15 protein-coding genes and 1 pseudogene are annotated in these 18,288 nt (G+C 46.5%); 9 read left to right on the top strand and 7 right to left on the bottom strand.

The features are described 5' to 3' along the window. The first annotated feature begins 415 nt into the window (after positions 1-415). Positions 416-1,987 (top strand): methyl-accepting chemotaxis protein, encoded by a 1,572-nt coding sequence (locus SG35_RS18725; RefSeq protein ID WP_044835517.1) that lies wholly within the window; start codon positions 416-418, stop codon positions 1,985-1,987. 196 nt (positions 1,988-2,183) lie between these two features. Here SG35_RS18725 and SG35_RS18720 read toward each other — a convergent pair whose 3' ends face one another. After that, entirely contained in the window at positions 2,184-3,938 is a 1,755-nt protein-coding gene (locus SG35_RS18720) for a S8 family peptidase (protein ID WP_084692963.1), read from the bottom strand. Between the two features lie 677 nt (positions 3,939-4,615). Between SG35_RS18720 and SG35_RS18715 the strand changes: the two genes are divergently transcribed. The 3 genes from SG35_RS18715 to SG35_RS18705 all read left to right on the top strand — a co-directional run bounded on the left by SG35_RS18715 (position 4,616) and on the right by SG35_RS18705 (position 8,354). Then, positions 4,616-5,311 carry a HupE/UreJ family protein gene (locus SG35_RS18715; RefSeq protein WP_044835520.1) on the top strand — a complete coding sequence of 232 codons (696 nt, stop codon included), beginning with the start codon at positions 4,616-4,618 and terminating at the stop codon, positions 5,309-5,311. A 148-nt stretch (positions 5,312-5,459) separates the two neighbouring features. Continuing rightward, positions 5,460-5,978 carry a hypothetical protein gene (locus SG35_RS18710; protein ID WP_044835521.1) on the top strand — a complete coding sequence of 173 codons (519 nt, stop codon included), beginning with the start codon at positions 5,460-5,462 and terminating at the stop codon, positions 5,976-5,978. Between the two features lie 255 nt (positions 5,979-6,233). Continuing rightward, on the top strand, positions 6,234-8,354 hold the full coding sequence (locus SG35_RS18705) for a dipeptidyl-peptidase 3 family protein (RefSeq protein ID WP_044835522.1): 2,121 nt from the start codon (positions 6,234-6,236) through the stop codon (positions 8,352-8,354). A 193-nt stretch (positions 8,355-8,547) separates the two neighbouring features. On the opposite strand, the gene nrdD is transcribed toward SG35_RS18705, so the two are convergent. After that, on the bottom strand, positions 8,548-10,329 hold the full coding sequence (nrdD, locus tag SG35_RS18700) for an anaerobic ribonucleoside-triphosphate reductase (RefSeq protein WP_044835523.1): 1,782 nt from the start codon (positions 10,327-10,329) through the stop codon (positions 8,548-8,550). Beyond that, positions 10,316-10,864, bottom strand: coding sequence for an anaerobic ribonucleoside-triphosphate reductase activating protein (nrdG, locus tag SG35_RS18695; RefSeq protein WP_063888694.1), 549 nt, complete (start codon positions 10,862-10,864; stop codon positions 10,316-10,318). Before nrdG ends, nrdD begins: the two co-directional genes overlap by 14 nt. A gap of 440 nt (positions 10,865-11,304) precedes the next feature. On the opposite strand from nrdG, the gene SG35_RS18690 reads away from it, so the two are divergent. Beyond that, the gene (locus SG35_RS18690) at positions 11,305-12,768 is read left to right on the top strand and encodes a DUF4397 domain-containing protein (RefSeq protein WP_044835524.1); all 1,464 of its coding nucleotides are present in this window, start codon (positions 11,305-11,307) and stop codon (positions 12,766-12,768) included. 63 nt (positions 12,769-12,831) lie between these two features. Here SG35_RS18690 and SG35_RS18685 read toward each other — a convergent pair whose 3' ends face one another. Further along, positions 12,832-13,263: a hypothetical protein gene (locus tag SG35_RS18685; protein WP_044835525.1), complete on the bottom strand. Its 432-nt coding sequence runs from the start codon at positions 13,261-13,263 to the stop codon at positions 12,832-12,834. 182 nt (positions 13,264-13,445) lie between these two features. On the opposite strand from SG35_RS18685, the gene SG35_RS18680 reads away from it, so the two are divergent. Continuing rightward, positions 13,446-13,655, top strand: coding sequence for a dodecin (locus SG35_RS18680; protein WP_044835537.1), 210 nt, complete (start codon positions 13,446-13,448; stop codon positions 13,653-13,655). A gap of 93 nt (positions 13,656-13,748) precedes the next feature. Here the strand turns inward: SG35_RS18680 and SG35_RS18675 are convergent, their stop codons facing one another. Both SG35_RS18675 and SG35_RS18670 read right to left on the bottom strand, forming a co-directional pair. Beyond that, entirely contained in the window at positions 13,749-13,970 is a 222-nt protein-coding gene (locus SG35_RS18675) for a hypothetical protein (RefSeq protein WP_044835538.1), read from the bottom strand. A gap of 174 nt (positions 13,971-14,144) precedes the next feature. Further along, complete coding sequence (locus tag SG35_RS18670) at positions 14,145-14,636, bottom strand: Crp/Fnr family transcriptional regulator (RefSeq protein ID WP_044835526.1); 492 nt, start codon at positions 14,634-14,636, stop codon at positions 14,145-14,147. Between the two features lie 363 nt (positions 14,637-14,999). Between SG35_RS18670 and SG35_RS18665 the strand changes: the two are divergent. From SG35_RS18665 to SG35_RS18655, 3 genes and pseudogenes are all read left to right on the top strand, one after another. Continuing rightward, positions 15,000-15,479, top strand: a pseudogene (locus SG35_RS18665) (NADAR family protein); the annotation flags it as partial. Further along, positions 15,471-16,151: a GTP cyclohydrolase II gene (ribA, locus tag SG35_RS18660; RefSeq protein WP_044835539.1), complete on the top strand. Its 681-nt coding sequence runs from the start codon at positions 15,471-15,473 to the stop codon at positions 16,149-16,151. The pseudogene SG35_RS18665 and the gene ribA, both read left to right, overlap by 9 nt. 195 nt (positions 16,152-16,346) lie before the next feature. Next, on the top strand, positions 16,347-17,651 hold the full coding sequence (locus SG35_RS18655) for an inosine/guanosine kinase (RefSeq protein WP_044835527.1): 1,305 nt from the start codon (positions 16,347-16,349) through the stop codon (positions 17,649-17,651). Between the two features lie 63 nt (positions 17,652-17,714). Here the strand turns inward: SG35_RS18655 and SG35_RS18650 are convergent, their stop codons facing one another. Then, positions 17,715-18,155 (bottom strand): hypothetical protein, encoded by a 441-nt coding sequence (locus SG35_RS18650; protein ID WP_053043387.1) that lies wholly within the window; start codon positions 18,153-18,155, stop codon positions 17,715-17,717. Positions 18,156-18,288 lie beyond the last annotated feature (133 nt).

Here is an 18,288-nt window from a genome sequence, read left to right as displayed (position 1 = left end):
CCTGTTGGTAAGTAAACTCTTTAGGGTTATTTTCAGCTGCTGAACATAGATACAAATTGAAATGTAATGTTATGCAGCACATGTATTTACAGCATAGTATAGCCTGGAAAATATAAGCAGTTGCTGTTGGAATATTTACGCCGGTTTTTGTCGAAAACAAAAAATGCTGCTGTTGGCGGAGGTGCGGAGCACGCAGGCTGTTATTACGAAAGAGTTCTTATTAAAAAAGGTAAATTTTATTAAAAATCAAGTTGATGCAGATCAACTTAACTTGTCTGGCTATCTAGGATAATAGCGACATTATAGTGTTGTGATAGTCTGGTGATTGCCCGGGAAAGGCTTTTTTCACTTTTTCTCAGGTAATGGCCATGTCTATGATGGAAGTTTACTATCCCCCCATTAGTAAAGGCATTTTATGACAGTTAACAAGCAAGTTACGCAAACCGAAAAGACATTTTCTTCTTCCTCCATTTTGCTCTCCACCACAGATCTTAAAGGTAAAATCACCTATGCCAACCATGATTTTTGTGAGATTGCCGGGTATGAGCTCGATGAACTTATTGGCCACGGGCACAATATCGTCCGTCACCCGGATATGCCTAAAGCCGCTTTCGCCGATTTATGGGACACCCTGAAACAAGGGCGATCCTGGATGGGCCCGGTAAAAAACCGCTGCAAAAACGGTGATTATTACTGGGTGAATGCCTATGTCACCCCGATTAAGGATGATCAGGGCAAAGTGGTTGAGTATCAGTCGGTCAGAACCGTGCCCGAAGAGAAGGTGGTGCGCCGGGCAAAAAAACTTTACCGCCAGCTTAATGAAGGGAAAACCCCGGTGCGGCTGAGGTTCTCCCGGCTCGACTATACCACCTATATGCAGTCTCTGCTGATGATGCTGACGCTGTTTTTAGGCATGGCCATGGCTTATAGCCAGGATTCGCTGCTGATGACTTTACCGGGTTTTGTTATCAGTCTGGCGTGCAGTATTTTATTTGTTTTGTGGCGAAAACGTTATCAGCAGGTGGTGCATCAGGCGGAGCAGGTGTTTGATAATAACTTGATGAGTATCCTTTATTCCGGCTGCCCCGATAAACTCGGCCGGGTAGAGCTGGCGTTAAAGATGCGTAAATCCGAATTAAATGCCGTGATTGGCCGGGTCCGTGACCTGTCGGAAAATGTCAACGGTATCGCCGAAGATACTGCGGCCAACGGCAATGATGTGTCGAAAATGTTGTCTGAGCAAAGCAGCGAAATAGACCTGGTAGCCACCGCGATGAACCAGATGGTGGGCACCATTAATGAATTATCATCAAGTGTGCTCAGCGCTGCCGATGCCTCCACCCAGGGGCAGAGTATCAGCAATAGCGGTATGGCGGTGGTGACCAATACCGTAGACTCCATCCATACCTTGTCCGGACAGCTGCAGGAAGTGGATGAGGTGATCACTCATCTGGTACAGGGCAGCCAGTCCATCGAAACCATTTCCGATGAAATCAGCTCGATTGCCGATCAAACCAATTTACTGGCGCTAAATGCCGCCATAGAAGCGGCGAGGGCGGGAGAGCAGGGCCGGGGTTTTGCCGTGGTTGCCGAGGAAGTCAGGGCGCTGGCGCAGCGCACCCAGCAGTCTACCGAAGAAATAAAAACCATGCTGGCGCAGCTCAATAAAGAGTCGGGGGAGGCGATTGCTGCGATGTCGAAAAGCCGGGATCTGGCCCGGGATTGTGTCCGTTTTGCCAATGATACCGGTAATACTTTGGGGGATGTGAACGGCGAAGTGGATAAAATTTCCGTGCTAAACCAGCAAATTGCCACCGCGGTGGAAGAGCAGTCGGTGGTGGCGGAGCAGGTCAGCCAGAATACTCACAGGATCAATGATATCGCGAATATCGGGGTCGGTCACGGTGAAGACTCCAAGCAGCTCAGCCATGACTTGCTCGATGAACTAAAAACCCTGCACAGTTTGATTGTACAGTTTAAGAGTTAATTCCGGGTGGCAGGTGCGCGGGAAGGCTAGTTTTGCCTGCTCCTGCATTTGGCTGCCAGCCTTGTTTATCGCCAGCAAATACTCAATTGTAGGGCAAATGGGATGTTTGGCAGTGCTGTAAACTTAGGTGTTTTTGAACGGCCAGCCTGTTATCAGGCTGGCCGGCAACTGAGCTGGGGGCGTACTCAGTTTGGGATCATTCCTGATCTACCCAGGCATTAACATCAATATTTTCAGATAAGCCTTCGTTCCATACTGAGCCTTCATTCCAGATCACTCCTTCATTCCACACTGAGCCTTCGTTCCAGATCGCTCCTTCATTCCACACAGAACCTTCGTTCCATAATGAACCTTCATTCCACACTGAGCCTTGGTTCCACAGCGAACCTTCATTCCATACTGTTCCCTCGTTCCAGAATGAGCCTTCGTTCCACATAGAGCCTTCGTTCCAGATATTGCCGTTAGCATCAAGCAGGTAGAAATTATCGTTTTCATCGACCCGGGCAGGCCCTTGAAAGTGTTGATTGCCGTCAAGGTCTGCCGTGATATCCAGGCCAATGTTGGCACAACCCGACGCCGTGCTTTGCACCGCGCCCCAGGCGTTGACTTTACCGGCTCCCTGGGTAAAAGGACTGTAGGCGGCTTTGCCGTCGGCGGCGACAGCCATCTGCGCAGAAGTCATTAAACGGCATTTCACATCATCCGGGGTCAGGCTGGGATCATTTTGCAACATTAAGGCGACAATGCCGGCAACCACGGCGGATGCCTGTGAAGTACCGGATATTTCGAAATAACTTTCCCCCAGTAACGCTTCCGGGTGTTGTAATGCCAGGGTTGGCAAATAGGTATCGTGTATTTTTCCCATCATATGGCCGCCCCAGGCGATTAAATCCGGTTTGATAAAACCGGCATGGGTCGGACCGGAAGCGGAAAAGCTGGTGATGCGGTCATCGCTTTGATCGTCAGGGGTATAATGATCGGTCAGCGCCCCGACAGTGATCACATAAGGCACATTGCCGGGTACGCTGACGGTCATGGGGTCCGGACCCAGGTTGCCGGCGGATGTTACCACCACTATGCCCGCCTGCCATGCCCGCATTACTGCCTGGTTCAGGGGATCATCCCAGTAATAAGAGCGGGGTAAGGCGCCAAAAGAGAGGTTTAATACTTTGATATTATAGGTGTCTTTATTAGCGACTATCCAATCCAGGCCGTTGATAACTTTAACATAGGTACCCCGGCCATTTTCATCAAAGGCCCTGACCGACACCAGGTTGGCATCGGGGGCGATACCGTTATATTCGCCGTTTTCATCAAGTACGCTGCTCAGGGCTATGCCGGCAACATGGCTGCCGTGGCCGTGATCATCTGAGTTTTTATGGACAAAATACATATTGCTGGTTTCGGCGTTATATTGGGCCAGGATACGCTCTTGCCCCTGGCTGTCTAACCTTAAAAAACGGCCTTTTCTTGTTTTCACCGAAATACCGCTGTCAATAAAGGCAATGGTTACTCCTTGTCCTGTGATGCCCAGTTGGTGAAGCTGGTCTGCCCCGGTTTGGCGGGCAATATGGGTGGAGGTGGAAAAACTGCTGGTGGTCAGGGCAGCATCGGCAAAAACTGTTAGCTGTGTTGTGGCGGTAATTTGTGCTAACTGGCTTGGGGTTAACCTGGCGCCGACGGCGTCAATAATGGCCAGTTGATGTGATATTTTGCCCCCGACCTGCTCTACCTGAGTTGTCATGGCTTCCAGGGTATCACCCTGAAGTATATAGCTTTTGGCGGCTTCCCTGTGCTTATTTGCCGGTAAGCGTTCATTGGCAGAGAGGGGATCTACTTGTGCGGGACTTGAATGATATCCTATGATTGCCGTCATGGTTAAGACCAGAGCCAAAGCTGTGGTGCCTATTATTGCCCTTAACGTTATTCGTTTCATTTTGCAAAATTTCATTAAACATCTCCGCGAATATATTTTAAGTAAACCTGGCGCTAATAAGGCATTTCCTGTGCCAATTGAAAAAAATCTTTTAACGTTTGATTTTTATGACATTATTTTTTAGTTAATCTTCTTCGCTTTATGTTTTGAAAAGTTTGGCGAAAGAACTCGCGAAGTTTTCGCCAGTTGTTTCATTGTCGGATTTATCGGTGAATTCACCCGGTATGGCGGGCGCCATTTTTTACTCCGCTCGGGCAGGTACTCATGGTTTTGTTGGAGTCTATTTGATTTTAAATAGATATTTTTGATCTGGTGGTCGGGAGAAAGCTCGCCAAAATTTTCGTTGGTGACTGTTCGCGGCGGTGATAGCAGCGTAGGATAATGGCTTTTTCTTGATATCTGCTTTACTATAACGGCTTTTATTTTGCTCACCCGGTTGAGGTTAAAATACTTGGTTAATGGCAGGAGCTGAAAGCGCTTAGCGCAGTCGAGAGCCGTATTGGCTTGTTTGCCGGTATTTTTTTTGTGCCGTGTTTTTACCGGTAACCTGTTATTTTCACTCGAGTATCCCAAGGGGCTCATGCGATGCTTTTGGTGTCGGTTTCACTTTTTGTTTAAACCAAGATAAGGTGCGGCTAAAGATGAAGCTGTGTAGCAAAACATCGGCATTATTTTAATATGGAGTATTTTACATGAGCCAATTTATGGCGAGAGGCCTTAAGGCTTTATTGGTGCTTACCGCCTTATGTGCCTCGTTTTCACTGTTTGCCCATGGCGTCGATGAAGACACGAAACAATTTTTAACCCAGAATCAGGGGATATCCATTATCCCTTTTATTTACATCGGGGCGAAGCATATGGTGACAGGTTACGACCATCTGCTGTTTTTATTCGGTGTGATTTTTTTCCTGTTTAGAAGTAAAGATATTTTACTTTATGTCAGCCTGTTTACCTTAGGGCACAGCATTACCTTATTATACGGCGTGCTCGGCAATATCGCCGTCAATCCTTACTTAATCGATGCCATTATCGGCTTGTCCGTGGTTTATAAAGGCTTTGATAATATCGGGGGCTTTAAGGCCCTGCTGGGTTTTCAGCCCAACCCCAGGGCGGCGGTGATGATTTTTGGCCTGTTCCACGGATTTGGCTTAGCCACTAAAATTCAGGAGTTTAACCTGCCGGAGCAGGGCCTGGTCGCCAATATGCTGGCCTTTAATTTAGGGGTTGAGCTCGGGCAGTTTATGGCGCTGGCACTGGTGCTGATCGGGATGAGTTTCTGGCGCAGGCACAGCAGTTATTTTCGTTTTTCACTGGCAAGCAATACGCTGCTGATGAGCTGTGGTTTGATGCTGACAGGGTTTCAGTTGACGGGCTTTTTTGTTAGCTGATGTTAGCCAATCTTAACTGATATTGGCCGAGCCAAGGGATATTCAGTTATTACCGGTTAAGCTCATCTTGATGATGAGATAAATTTTATTCATTACTTCAGCCCATTATTTATTGTTGAAGTAAAACAAGTATTTTTAAGGATATGTTATGAACTCAGTCACCACACCGGAGCACTCCACTACCAGCCTGGTCAAAGCCAGTGCTCTGGCGGCGGTACTTGCCGCGATCGTTTTAGTTATCTGTATCTTGCCGTCGGAATATAATATTGACCCGACCGGTGCGGGCAAAGCCTTAGGACTGACGCAGTTAGCCGGGGTACAGCCTATGCCGGAGCAAAGTGCTGCCGCTGATAAACGTACAGATACCGTGAAAATTGAAATTCCCGCGGGCAAAGGCTTGGAATATAAGTTGCTGATGGAAAAATATGCCCACTTGGAATATGAATGGCATACCGGCGGTGAGGTGCTTTATTTTGATTTTCACGGTGAGCCTAAAGGGGATACCACAGGTTATTTTGAAAGTTTTGCCATTACCACTTCACACCAGATGAAAGGGTCTTTGACCGCGCCTTTTACCGGCTCCCATGGCTGGTACTGGAAAAATACCGGTGATGCCCCAGTGGTTGTGACCTTATCCATCAAAGGGAATTATACCATCAAGGGCTAGTGATTTTCTTTAAGCAGGGGGCTGCTGTTCAGCCCCTTTTATGCCTTTTATCCGGCGCAATTTTGACCTGAGGCAAATTTGAGCCTGTTTTCCTGCAGCTTTATCTCAATTCCCTACCTTAATTAAAAGAACAAACATACCCTTAGACCCGGCAAGCTGGTATGATTTTGCCGGAAAACTGATCCACAGATAAAAATAGTCCGCTTATTACTCCTTTATTGCCATTAAGCAGGATAAAATCAGGAATTATACACAATGAAATTAACAAAAATTGCAGCGGCCCTAAGCTTTGCCCTTGCGCTTTCTGGCTGCTCTGAGCCACAAGAATCACAAACCTCTTCTGCACCGCAAACACAAGCATCTGCCGGTCATGACCACGACAGCAAAGCGGCACATGACAGTACACAAAGCGCCAAAGATTTTCAGTGGCAGGCGGACCGCTTTGCCGATATCCGGGTATTAAGATATCAGGTGCCCGGGTTTGAAGAGTTGCCGGTAAAAACTAAAGAATTATTATTTTACCTTTATAAAGCGGCGCTATCCGGCCGTGATATGACCTGGGATCAAAACAACAAGTACAACCTGACCGTACGCCATACTTTGGAAGCTATCATGGCGGATTACCCCGGTGATCGCAGCAGTGAAGATTTTGCTAAATTTACCGAGTATACCAAGCGGGTGTGGTTCTCTAACGGTATCCACCATCATTATATGTCGGGTAAGATTTTACCTGAGTTCAGCAGCGATACGTTTGCCGGTTATGTGAAAGCCGTGGAAGGCAAAGGTAAGTTACCCCTGACGGGCAAGCAAAACGCCGATGACTTACTGGCGCTGTTAACCCCTGTGATGTTTGATCCTAAAGTTGCCGCTAAAATGGTGGACCAAAGCGCAGGTATCGATAACGTTGTCGCTTCTGCGGTTAACTTTTATGAAGGGGTTACCGAGCAGGAGGTAACCGATTTTTACAAAGCGAAAATCAATGTTGATGACAAGCGCCCGGTATCCTGGGGGTTGAATTCCAAGCTGGTGAAAAAAGACGGCAAGCTGACTGAGCAGGTATGGAAAGTTGGCGGCATGTATGACAAGGCCATCAGCGAAATCGTACATTGGCTGGATAAGGCAGCCTCTGTTGCAGAAAATGAGCAGCAGCGCAAAGCCTTAACCTTGTTGGCGAAATACTACCGCAGCGGTGACTTAAAAGACTTTGATGATTATTCCATCGAATGGGTAAAAGATATTAACTCCGATGTTGATGTGGTTAACGGCTTTATTGAAGTGTATGACGATCCGCTGGCCTATCGCGGTGCATTTGAGTCTGTGGTTTCGGTGAAAGATCATCACGCCACGAAAGTGATTGCCGCTATTGCTAAGCAGGCACAATGGTTTGAAGATAACTCGCCCTTGATCGAAGCCCATAAAAAGAAAAGCGTAAAAGGCATTACCGGTAAGGCGATCACGGTTGTGGTTGAATCAGGGGACGCTTCGCCGTCTACGCCTATTGGTATCAACCTGCCAAACGCCAACTGGATCCGCGCCGAGCACGGTTCTAAATCTGTCAGTTTAACCAACATAGTGAATGCCTACGATAATGTCCGTGGCGGCTCTTTGGCCGAATTTGCCTGGGATGACGCAGAGCTTAACCGCGGTAAAGAATTCGGGCCATTAGGCTCTCATTTACATACCGACTTACATGAAGTGGTAGGTCATGCTTCCGGGCAAATCAATCCGGGTGTCGGCACGCCTAAGGAAACCCTGAAGCAATATTCGTCTGCACTGGAAGAAGGCCGCGCCGACTTGGTAGCCCTGTATTACCTGATGGACGAGAAACTGGTACAAATGGGCGTAATGCCTAGCCTGGAAGTGGGTAAAGCCAGTTATGATCAATACATCCGCAACGGCATGATGTTGCAGCTGCGCCGCTTGAAATTGGGTGAAGAAATCGAAGAAGCCCATATGCGTAATCGCCAGCTGGTAGCCAGCTGGGTGTTTGAAAAAGGCGCCAAAGATAATGTCATTGAAAAACGAGTACGCGACGGCAAAACCTATTTCGTGATCAATGACTATATCAAGCTGCGTGGCTTGTTCGGTGATTTACTGCGGGAATTACAGCGTATCAAGTCCGAAGGTGATTTTGCCGCCGGTCAGGCGCTGATCGAAAACTACGCGGTTAAGGTTGATGAGAAGCTGCACAAAGAAGTGCTTAGCCGTTATGAAAAACTTAACCTTGCCCCTTATTCCGGCTTTATTAACCCGAAACTGGAAGCGGTATACAAGGACGGCAAGATGGTCGATGTAACTATCTCATACCCGGATAACTTCCAACAGCAAATGATGGAATATGGACAGGATTACAGCCTGCTGCCTGTGATGAATTAATTATTCATCTCTGTGAGATAATCAAACCGCGGCGATAGCAATATCACCGCGGTTTTTTTATGTTCAGGATGAACGGTATACTGCGGTGATATGGATGTCAGGGAGCAGTGCTGTTCAGGATGAAGGGTCTACTTATTCGTTCCAGAGGTAAGTTAGACCCTATCCCCTTGTTGGCAATGCTGTGATATCCGTGTTAAGCCGGTTTCCTGTGGTAGTGGCGCAGGCCATGCTCTTTTTGCCGCCCCTGGCTAAACGCCGTTACCCGTTTTAAATAACCTATCACCCGGGTACCGTGGTCGATATCTTCACTGCCGCAGTGTTGGCAAAGGTGCCGGGTTTGTTTATCAATTTTTTCACATTGATTGCAGATGGTGATTTTGACATTCACGCAGAAATAATTGCAGCCGGTACCGGCGGCGACATCGAATAATTTTACATAGGCCTGTGCCGTTAAACTTTCATCCAGGTTTAAATGTAAGGCCGAGCCGCCGTCGAGGTATTGGGTAATTTCTTTGCCGTGTAAAATAAATTTATCCAGGTGGTTGGTGCTTTCATCTTCCACCAGGTAAAAGTAAGAGTTATAACAATCCCGGTTAACCCGGTAGCCGTCTTTATGATCCCATTTGGCATTTTTTACCCCGAGGTTTTCCGCCGGGACAAATTCGGTATTAAACATATAGCCATATTCTTTTTTGGCCGCCTGGTTGGCCTGGTAGATCACTTTTAAATGCTCGCTGACAAAACGTTTGTATTCGCTGTTGTTACCGACTTGAAGTCCTGCAAATTCGGCGGCTTCTGCCATGCCGTTGATGCCTATGGTGAGAAATTGCTTATCCAGGCTGATAAAACCGGCGTTATAGACAGACAGTGCCCCTTGGGCGAAATAATCTTCCATTAGCTTGCGGTACGCCACCTGGTATTGTTGAATTTTGCTGATTTCGGTGGCCAGATCCCTGCCATCTTGTACCAGGCGGTTCATATTGATGGTGATGACATTAATCGAGCCGGTGGCGACCCCGCCGGCCCCTAAGGTATATGAGAAGGTATTGTCGCTGATCTCATTGCGCAGGCGGCAGCAGGAAGCCAGGGAATCGGCGCTGTCTGACAAATAGACAAAAAATGAGTTGCCGCGGGCTTTTTCATCGGCAAGCTGGCGGGCAAAGTGCCGGTCTTTACATTTACCCTCTTGCGTGAGCATGGCGGCGGTGATCACCGGAAAGGTCAGCACCGCTTTTTCCCGCTCATGGTTTATCCAGTTCAGGAAAAACATCTGCAGCTTATCGACACTTTGCCAGCTGGGCTTGGAAAAATCAGGGAAGACAAAGTCTTCAAACATGGAAGCAAAGTAATACTGATCAAAGACGGAAATATTCCAAAACACGCTTTGGTAGCCGCGTGCCGCTGCCGGTTGATTGATGGCATAAACCACATGTTGCAGGTGATTTTCAACGGCGTTTTTGTGGCTCCTTAAATAATCCTCGCCATATTCTTTACGGGCAAAATAATCGAAATAAGTGAGAAATTCGACCGTGGCCACCGCCCCGGCAAACTGGGCTGAAATGGCAAAAATTAAATTCACGAAAGAGCCGCAGAAAGACTCCAGATGTTTTGGCGCTTTTGACTCGCCGCCGAGCTTGGTCAGGCCGTCGAGCAGGAAAGGGTACATGCTGATCGAGGTACAATAGGGCTTTAAGCTGGTTTCATCATGCACATAAATTTCATGATCCTGGATTTGTCTCTGGTATTCATCCGCCAGGGCAGGGGAGAATAACTCGCTGATTTTATCTTTTACCAGGGTGCGGTTGATCTGGATAAAACAGTCTTTGAGCAGTTCGGCTTCGAGGGTGGCGATGTTTTTCTCGGTGACATTGGCATTGGCATCGAGTTTAGAGCCGTCGGCGGCATTTTGTGCGGAAAAATAATCGCTGATGAACGCTTTTTTAGTATTAAGCTGTTGTTCACTAAGCTGCAGCATGAAGGTTTCCTTTTTGTTGTAAAATTTTTGTTTTTAATGGGGTTTTGGTTAATAACGTTAAGCCTGCGCTGTTGTTGGACGCGGATTTAACAAATAGATGATTGAGTTTTTTGCCTGTGGTGAGGTCAAAGAAGACCTGGTTGGTGGCCGGATTGTCCAGTCCGCCCCTTTTGGGGGTCCATTTACCGGTTTTCAGGTAAGTCAGGTGCTGGCTGATACTGATATCAATATGCTCCTGTCCGGAATACAGGCAGGTTTTTAATCCCTGTGCCCGGGCTATTTTAAGTTTCTCTATCAGCTCGGGGGCTTGCCATTCGCCGCCGAAAAAGACTATGCAGCTGAGCAGGCCGGCATATTGGTCCAGGTAACGGCAAAAAGTATCCTTGTTTAAATCTTGCCCGTTGTTTTCATTCCACAGTTCTGTGCTGTGGCAGCCGCGACAAGCCAGTTTACAGCCGGTGATGCTAAAACACAGGCTGATCTCCCCCGGTACTTCCTGAAAGACTATGGTAGGCGTTAGACAGTTAAAAGGCATAAATCACCATATATGGTTGCTTTTTGTTTTTGTAGGCACAATATAGTGTGTTTCCCTCTTGTTTTACCTTGATGGAGATCAAGTTTTTACGAGAAAGGGAAGCTATATTTAGTGCCTTGGTTTTTCTAATTGTCTATATCTTGTGTTTTGTTGGCTTGCTGAGCCGAGAGCAAGACGTTGCCGGGAGGGAAGGCGGCCCCGGCAAATGTAAAGGCTTGTCAATTTATGTAAACCCTTTAGGGGCCTGATGTAAAGAAAAGTAATCTAATGTAAAGATGGCGAACTTTGCTTTAATTTCGCGTTCTATTTGCATTACCCTATGCGCTCAATTACACCCGGGTCACCTTAAGATATCAATGTGATGTTGAGGACTTTTTGCACCTGAAATTTGTCCCGGGCTTGGTTGGGTTTAGTTACTTTTATTTATTAAGGATACTTTAATGAGACAAGAAGATCGGCGTGAAAAATTAATGGCTAAACCGCTGTTGCCCGCCTCCCTTTGCGCTATAACACTGGCTTTGTTAACCGGCTGCGGCTCAGGAGGATCGAGTTCTGCTGATGATTCAGGCACAATCCAGTTATATAACGTCTCATCCAATGCCCCGGCGATTTTGATGACCATAGATGATATCAGCCGCTCTTCTGCCAGTTTCGGGGAAACCACCTCCAATTATACCTATGAGGTAGATGATGAATATGAGCTGGAGTTATCCTGGCAGGAAGATGACGATAATGAGCAGGTGATTTATGAAGAGCTGCTGGAAATTGTCAAAGACGAGCGCAAGCTGCTGGTGGTGGCGGGGGATATTCAACAGCCGGATATCATTTTTTACCAGTTTGAAGAAGAAGACTTAGTTGATCTTAAAGACGCCGATGATGATGAAGACGACCAGTTCGTATTGAAGTTTCTCAATATGCAGGCGGGTTTTTCCGGTGTTGATGTTTATCTCTCAGAGAATGATGAAACTTTTGAAGAGGCGATATTGCTTGGCCAACTCAGTTACAGTGAGATGTCCCAGGCGTTTAACTATGATACCGGGGATTATAAAATTTATCTTACCGAAGCGGGCAATACCGAGGTATTGTTTGAAACCGACACTTTGGAATTTCCCTATTCCAGCCAGTACATTATGGCGTTGAGGGAAAACACCGGCCCGGGTGAGTCGCCTTTTGCTATGGATAAGATTTCCAAGTCTTCGTCAACGGTAGAATATACCAATGTTGAGTCCAGTGCCGAATTCAGGGTTTATAACGGCCTGATAGGGCACGGTACTGTCGATTTATATTTGGATGAAGTCGATGACAGCCCGGAGATGTCCGCTATTGCCGAGGGAGCCTTCAGTGAAAGTGTACTGCTTGAAAATGGCGATTATGCTATGCACCTGACGGCGGAAAATACCACGGAAGTGATGACGGAAAACCATCTGCTCACCCTTAATTCCAATAATGACAAAACCGTGTTTTTCTATGAAACCGAAGTGGATGAAGATGAAAATGACGATGATTGCCATATTCATGATGACTGCACCGAGGTAGAGTATGAAACCAATACTTTAACCGTGGATAACAGTTATGGCCATAGCTTGTATGATCACCAGATCCAGATGATCCATCTTACCGACGAATATTCTGCCGTCGATGTCTATTTTGTCCGTCATGATGAAACCATAGACAGCGCCCAGTATAGCCTGTACAGCAAAGTCTTTGACTCTACCTCGGTGACCTTGCCCAACGACAGTTATGATATTTATGTCACCACCACACAAAATGAAGGGGAACTGATCCTGGCCAGCCTTGCTGTTACTTTAGACGAGGACAGCGGTGACTTGTTTCTGGTGCTGCAAGATGACGGCACCCCGGACAGCGAGCAATTTACCCTGACATTAACTTCGCAGACAGATTAAGTTTTCTGCAGGATAAGACACAGATAAAAAGTGTTGTACCGGCACTATAATAAAGTGTCGATATCAAGAGGTCTTACTTTGACGAGTATGATCTCTTTTTTTTGCCTGCCCCTTACTGAGCCAACCTTTTATAACGGCGGCGGTTAACTGCGGGTGCTCATTTGCCCGTACCCTGACCCGTTTCAGTAATTTTTCTTTGTGGACATGGTTAAGTAGGGTCAAGGTTTTTTGATAGGACTTGGTTTGTCTAAGGGGGTTTTGTTTATTGCTCTTTTTACTTTCAGAGTTGCTTTTGGCTGTTGTTGCCTGGTTATTTTTTTGGGAGTTGGTTAAGGGCTTTTTTTTTCCGTCACCTTTTGGGCCTGGGGTTGTTTGAGCCGGCGGCTGTGTTTTTTTCTCCCGGTGAGAGGAGCGGGGGACTTTGCCGGATTTAGCCGGTGCTTTTTGCCCTTGTCGGTTAAATAACCAGTCCAGGATTTGGGTCAGTATTTTCATGTTACTATTGCTTGGTTGTATTGGCTGGTTTTATGCTGCCCAGCTTTGGCTACCATTTTTTGCCGGTATTCTCAGGGCAGATACTTTGGCTAAATGAACAAAAACACCCGGTTATTATATCAGGTAAAATATTGTTTTATAGCCTATATTCAATAACAGCTAACTTATATAAGGAACCTGTTATGTCAGATCATACCTATAAAAAAGTAGAAATTGTCGGCTCGTCTAAAATCAGCAGTGATGACGCTATTCGCAATGCCATCGCCCAGTGCAGTAAGACCATGCGTAACCTTGACTGGTATGAAGTTACAGAATCCCGGGGGCATTTAGTCAATGGCGAAATCGCACATTTTCAGGTAACGCTTAAGGTCGGTTTCAGGATAGAAGATTAACGAAAGTCTTTCCCGGTAAAGCACCTATGTAACGCCCTTAGTAAAGGTTATCTGCTGCCAGATAACCTTTTTATCTAAGGGGCTTAATGGCGGTTATCGTTTAAGTTCATGGTCCCGGTAGTGTAAGTCTTGCCAGCACTGGGGCAAGGCTTCACCGGAAGGGAAGATCAGATCTGCCTTATTGAAGCTTTCAGGGTCCTGTTCTTCTTCACCATGTTGATAGCGGCCGATGATATTGGCTTTTGCTGGATTGACCAGGCCAAACATTTCGACGATGGCGACCAGATCGCCACTCTTTCTGTGTCTTAAAAACATCAGAAACTCCGATATTTTCATGCCAGCTGCTGTTTATAAGCCGGTAGCGGCCTTCCCGGTAATTTTAGTATGGTAGCTGGCGGCCCCTTGTGCAAGGGCCGAAAGGGCTATAGGTATATCAGGAGTGTACCTCTGCCTTGCAGGTAAAAATTTTATAGCCCTGATGTGTATCCTTTAGCCAGGCAAGGTTTTTTCCCTGATCTGCTGTTGCTGATGCCGGGCATTGATATCATTGAGTTTTACTATGCGTTTTGCCATGCCGCTGATAATAGCGTCTTTGACTTTTTCGCGAATTTTTGCCGATAGTTGTGAGAGTTTCTCCCGGTCCAGGCAAAGTAAAATGACATCGCTTTCGGCCAAAGCTGAGGTGCTTCGGGGCTTATTGGCAATAAAGCTGCCTTCTCCGATAAACTCGCCCGGATTGACCCGGCCCAGGGGCGTTTTATCTTTGGCGCGTTTGATACTGACTTCCCCGGATAAGATCAGGAAAAAATTATTGTCGTATTCACCTTCCCTTTGCAGGTGTTGTCCTTTTTTGCAGATATAGCAACGGGCTTTTTCATCCAGCAAAGATTTTCTCTCGTCCAGGGAAAACTGTTCAAAAAAATCCAACCGGTTGGCTATTTCCATTAAACGCAGCAACGGGATCTTATCAAGTGGCAGCATATGCTTGTGACTTCTTGCTTTGAAGGTGATCGGGAAGAAGGCAGGATAATGGCTATTGCGGCGAATGTCTATCCGTTGGCCCAAATTAGATAACAGCAGTTATTTCTGACTGGAATATCATCATAAGATTAAGTTTTTTAGGTGTTTTTTCTCTGATTATGACATGGTAAGCGGGCTATTTATGTGTTTATGCTCTTTTAGGGTTTTTATGGTTACGGGCAATAACGTCAGGGGAGCTGGCCGCCGAAAGATAAAAAGTGTGGATAAGGCAAGGTGAGTTATCCGGGAAACCAGGGGGATAGCAACGTAAACTTGTGTTTTCATGCGCTGTAACGCCTGGTCAGGCATTTACTTGCTTACTGGATGTTTTTTACTATGGTTATATCAGTAAACGAGATTCATTGGTTTGAAAAGGATGCGGTAATGGACAACGAACTTTGGTTTTACGAGCCGGAAGACAGAGACGGCTATCTTTCTAATTTTGCCAGTTATCCTTTATATATTGACGGGAGCAAATGGCAAACCAGTGAACACTACTACCAGGCCCATAAATTCACTGAACAATCGGTAATTACCGAGATCCAACAAGCCCCCACCCCGGATGACGCCTTTCGTTTAAGCCGGGAGCACCAAAGTCAAATGCGCCAGGACTGGGATAGCATTAAACGGCAAACCATGTTTACTGTGGTCAGCGAGAAATTCCGGCAACATCCCTTGCTTGCCCATAAATTAATTGCTACCGGAAATTGTATTATCAAAGAGCACTCCCATAAGGATGCCTATTGGGGGGATGGCGGAGACGGCAAAGGTGAAAATCACCTGGGGAAAATATTAATGGAGGTGAGAAGTTTATTAAAAAAACAGCTCCCCTATAAATTCCTGCATTATGTCGAAACGGCCAAGCTGCCGACCCCCTGGGGAACTTTTGCCATGCATGGTTTTGTTGAGCCGGAATCGGGTAAAGAGCACCTGGCCTTGAGTTACGGGCAGTGGCGCAAAGATGAACCGGTACTGATGCGTATCCACTCGGAATGTCTTACCGGCGATGCCTTGTTTAGTATGCGCTGTGACTGCGGTTTTCAGCTGCAAAAAGCTTTACAAAATATTGTAAAAAATGGCAGCGGTGTGTTGCTTTATTTGCGCCAGGAAGGGCGCGGTATTGGCCTGCTTAATAAAATACGCGCCTATCAGCTTCAGGATCAGGGGGCCGATACCGTAGAAGCCAATGAACAATTGGGCTTTGCCGCGGATCTGCGTAAATATCATTTTTGCGAAAGCATGTTGAGTTTTCTCGGCATTAACGAAGTTAAATTGATGACCAACAATCCCAGGAAAGTGAAAGCGTTGAAAAAAATCGGCATCAACATCGTCGAGCGGGTGATATTGCAGGAAGGGCATAATCGCCATAATCATTTTTATCTTTCGACCAAGGCCGATAAATTAGGCCATATGTTTGAAGTGCCCAACAATGGCTCATTCTCTATTCATGAGATTAAAAAAGGTCACGAGTTATAACCATAGCGTTCATTTTTTCAGCAAGGGGGTCTTCCTCAATAATTAGCAAGCAAATGCCGGCGTTTGCTTGCTGTTGCTATTGCTGCAGAGACGTCTGATCAAGTTATTGCGCACAAACTTTATTTAAGCGCTGGTCTAGGCAGAGATATTTAAGTTATAATTTCATCTTTGTTTCTCTGAAGATTTTATCAGCTCATGAAGTTTCCTGGTCGTCGCCAACATAAGCATTATTTTCCCGTTGAAGATAAAGATCCCCTTACTAATCAAATCAACCGCAATTCCCGGCTTGAGCGCAGCTATATTGTCGGTATCGATCAAACCCTGGTAGATATCGAAGCCAAAGTGGACAATGCCTTTCTTGAAGAATTTAATTTGAAAAGAGGTATGTCCCAGGTGATTGATGATGAGGTGACCCACGCCCTTTATCAGCGCTTAAAATCGGAAGACCTGGTGGATTATGAATATGCCGGTGGCACCATTGCCAATACCATGCATAATTATTCTGTGCTGGCGGACGATCGTTCGGTACTGCTGGGGGTGATGTCAGAAGACATTAAAATCGGTGGTTATGCCTACCGCTTTATCAGCAACACCTCCAGCCGGGTGGACTTGAATTATCTGCAACCCATCAATGGCCCTATCGGCCGTTGTTTTACTTTAATCGATGATACCGGTGAACGGACTTTTGCCCTGAATTATGGCTTGATTAACCGTTTAAAACCGGAATCAATTGATGAAAAGTTAATTGCCGAGTCTTCGGCTTTGGTGATCAGTTCGTATTTAATGCGCACCGAAGGCGAAGATACCATGACTGAAGCGGCGATCAAGGCCGTGGAATGTGCCAATGAGCACGGCGTGCCTGTAGTATTGACCTTAGGAACGAAATTTCTGATCGAAGAAGATCCCAAGTGGTGGCAGGACTTTGTCAAAAAACATGTCGATATTCTGGCGATGAATGAAGAAGAAGGGCTGGCGATTTCCGGTTTTGACGATCCTTTGCTTGCTGCCGATGCTGCCCTGGACTGGGTCGATTTAGTGATTTGTACCGCCGGTGCCCAGGGACTCTTTATGGCGGGTTACGTTGATGAAGAGTTTAAGCGCGCCACCGAGCACCAGTTACTGCCGGGCAAAATTCCTGATTTTAACCGCTATGAGTTTTCCCGGGCAATGCGCTATAAAGATTGTAAGAACCCTATCCGGGCCTACACCCATACCGCACCTTATATGGGCGGACCGGAAAGCATTAAAAATACCAATGGCGCCGGAGACGGTGCCTTGTCTGCGTTATTACATGATTTATGCGCGAATGTATATCATAAGCTTAATGTTGATAATTCCAGTAAGCACAGGCAAAAAGCCCTGACGTATTCTTCATTATCGCAAATCAGTAAATACGCCAACCGGGTCAGCTATGAAGTGCTGGTACAGCACTCGCCCAGGCTTTCCCGTGGTTTACCGGAAAGAGAAGATAGCCTGGAACAGGCGTACTGGGCGTTATAGCAAGCTGTTGTCACAAGGAACCAGGCTGAAAATATATTTCAGCCTGGTTTTTTTGTCGCTGAGTTAGGCGGAAGAGCGGGAAAAGAGTTGTTTTATCCGGCTAAACAAGCCGTTTTGTCCGGAAGTTTGTACCGTGGCATAACTTTCCGGTAATGGTTTAATACGTAAAGAGATGGTACCGCCATGCCCCCAGGGCCACCAGACGGCGACGCCACCCGGTTGATCGGCTTGCGCCGGTTGGGTGAATAACTTCTGCTCTTTATATAAAACCGCCAGATCTCCCAGCTGTTGTTTTAAGGCTTTAGGGGCTTTTTTGATATTTTTCCTGTCCCACTCGTGGGGATAATTTTCCCTGAGCACCTCCAGGGTCGTTTCTATTTTATCTTTAGAAAACTCAGACAATAATACTTCCCTTTGATCTTCCCATTGCCATTGGTGTTGCTCACCTAATTGCCGGGTGAGGGCTTGGCTCAAGGTTTCTACCTGCTCCTGGGTATATGACATTTTGCTGACCTTAATAGAAGTGATAATTAGCTATTATATATGTAAACAACTGATCTTGTTATGGTATTGTTGATATAATTCTCAAGTAAGCGTTAATGACGGTAAACTGCCGGCAGAGGTGGGCGTGAATTAT

This window comes from Thalassomonas actiniarum, from assembly GCF_000948975.2.
GTDB lineage: Bacteria > Pseudomonadota > Gammaproteobacteria > Enterobacterales > Alteromonadaceae > Thalassomonas > Thalassomonas actiniarum.
This window is presented reverse-complemented; position numbering and strand designations above follow the sequence as displayed.

Excerpts from the sequence above, each read along its gene's own strand:
- SG35_RS18705 (WP_044835522.1), top strand. The coding sequence starts at position 6,234 with ATGAAATTAACAAAAATTGCAGCGGCCCTAAGCTTTGCCCTTGCGCTT.
- SG35_RS18690 (WP_044835524.1), top strand. The coding sequence starts at position 11,305 with ATGAGACAAGAAGATCGGCGTGAAAAATTAATGGCTAAACCGCTGTTG.
- SG35_RS18680 (WP_044835537.1), top strand. The coding sequence starts at position 13,446 with ATGTCAGATCATACCTATAAAAAAGTAGAAATTGTCGGCTCGTCTAAA.
- nrdG (WP_063888694.1), bottom strand. The coding sequence starts at position 10,864 with ATGCCTTTTAACTGTCTAACGCCTACCATAGTCTTTCAGGAAGTACCG.
- SG35_RS18685 (WP_044835525.1), bottom strand. The coding sequence starts at position 13,263 with ATGAAAATACTGACCCAAATCCTGGACTGGTTATTTAACCGACAAGGG.
- nrdD (WP_044835523.1), bottom strand. The coding sequence starts at position 10,329 with ATGCTGCAGCTTAGTGAACAACAGCTTAATACTAAAAAAGCGTTCATC.
- SG35_RS18670 (WP_044835526.1), bottom strand. The coding sequence starts at position 14,636 with ATGCTGCCACTTGATAAGATCCCGTTGCTGCGTTTAATGGAAATAGCC.
- SG35_RS18725 (WP_044835517.1), top strand. The coding sequence starts at position 416 with ATGACAGTTAACAAGCAAGTTACGCAAACCGAAAAGACATTTTCTTCT.
- SG35_RS18650 (WP_053043387.1), bottom strand. The coding sequence starts at position 18,155 with ATGTCATATACCCAGGAGCAGGTAGAAACCTTGAGCCAAGCCCTCACC.
- ribA (WP_044835539.1), top strand. The coding sequence starts at position 15,471 with ATGGAGGTGAGAAGTTTATTAAAAAAACAGCTCCCCTATAAATTCCTG.
- SG35_RS18710 (WP_044835521.1), top strand. The coding sequence starts at position 5,460 with ATGAACTCAGTCACCACACCGGAGCACTCCACTACCAGCCTGGTCAAA.
- SG35_RS18675 (WP_044835538.1), bottom strand. The coding sequence starts at position 13,970 with ATGTTTTTAAGACACAGAAAGAGTGGCGATCTGGTCGCCATCGTCGAA.
- SG35_RS18715 (WP_044835520.1), top strand. The coding sequence starts at position 4,616 with ATGAGCCAATTTATGGCGAGAGGCCTTAAGGCTTTATTGGTGCTTACC.
- SG35_RS18655 (WP_044835527.1), top strand. The coding sequence starts at position 16,347 with ATGAAGTTTCCTGGTCGTCGCCAACATAAGCATTATTTTCCCGTTGAA.
- SG35_RS18720 (WP_084692963.1), bottom strand. The coding sequence starts at position 3,938 with ATGAAATTTTGCAAAATGAAACGAATAACGTTAAGGGCAATAATAGGC.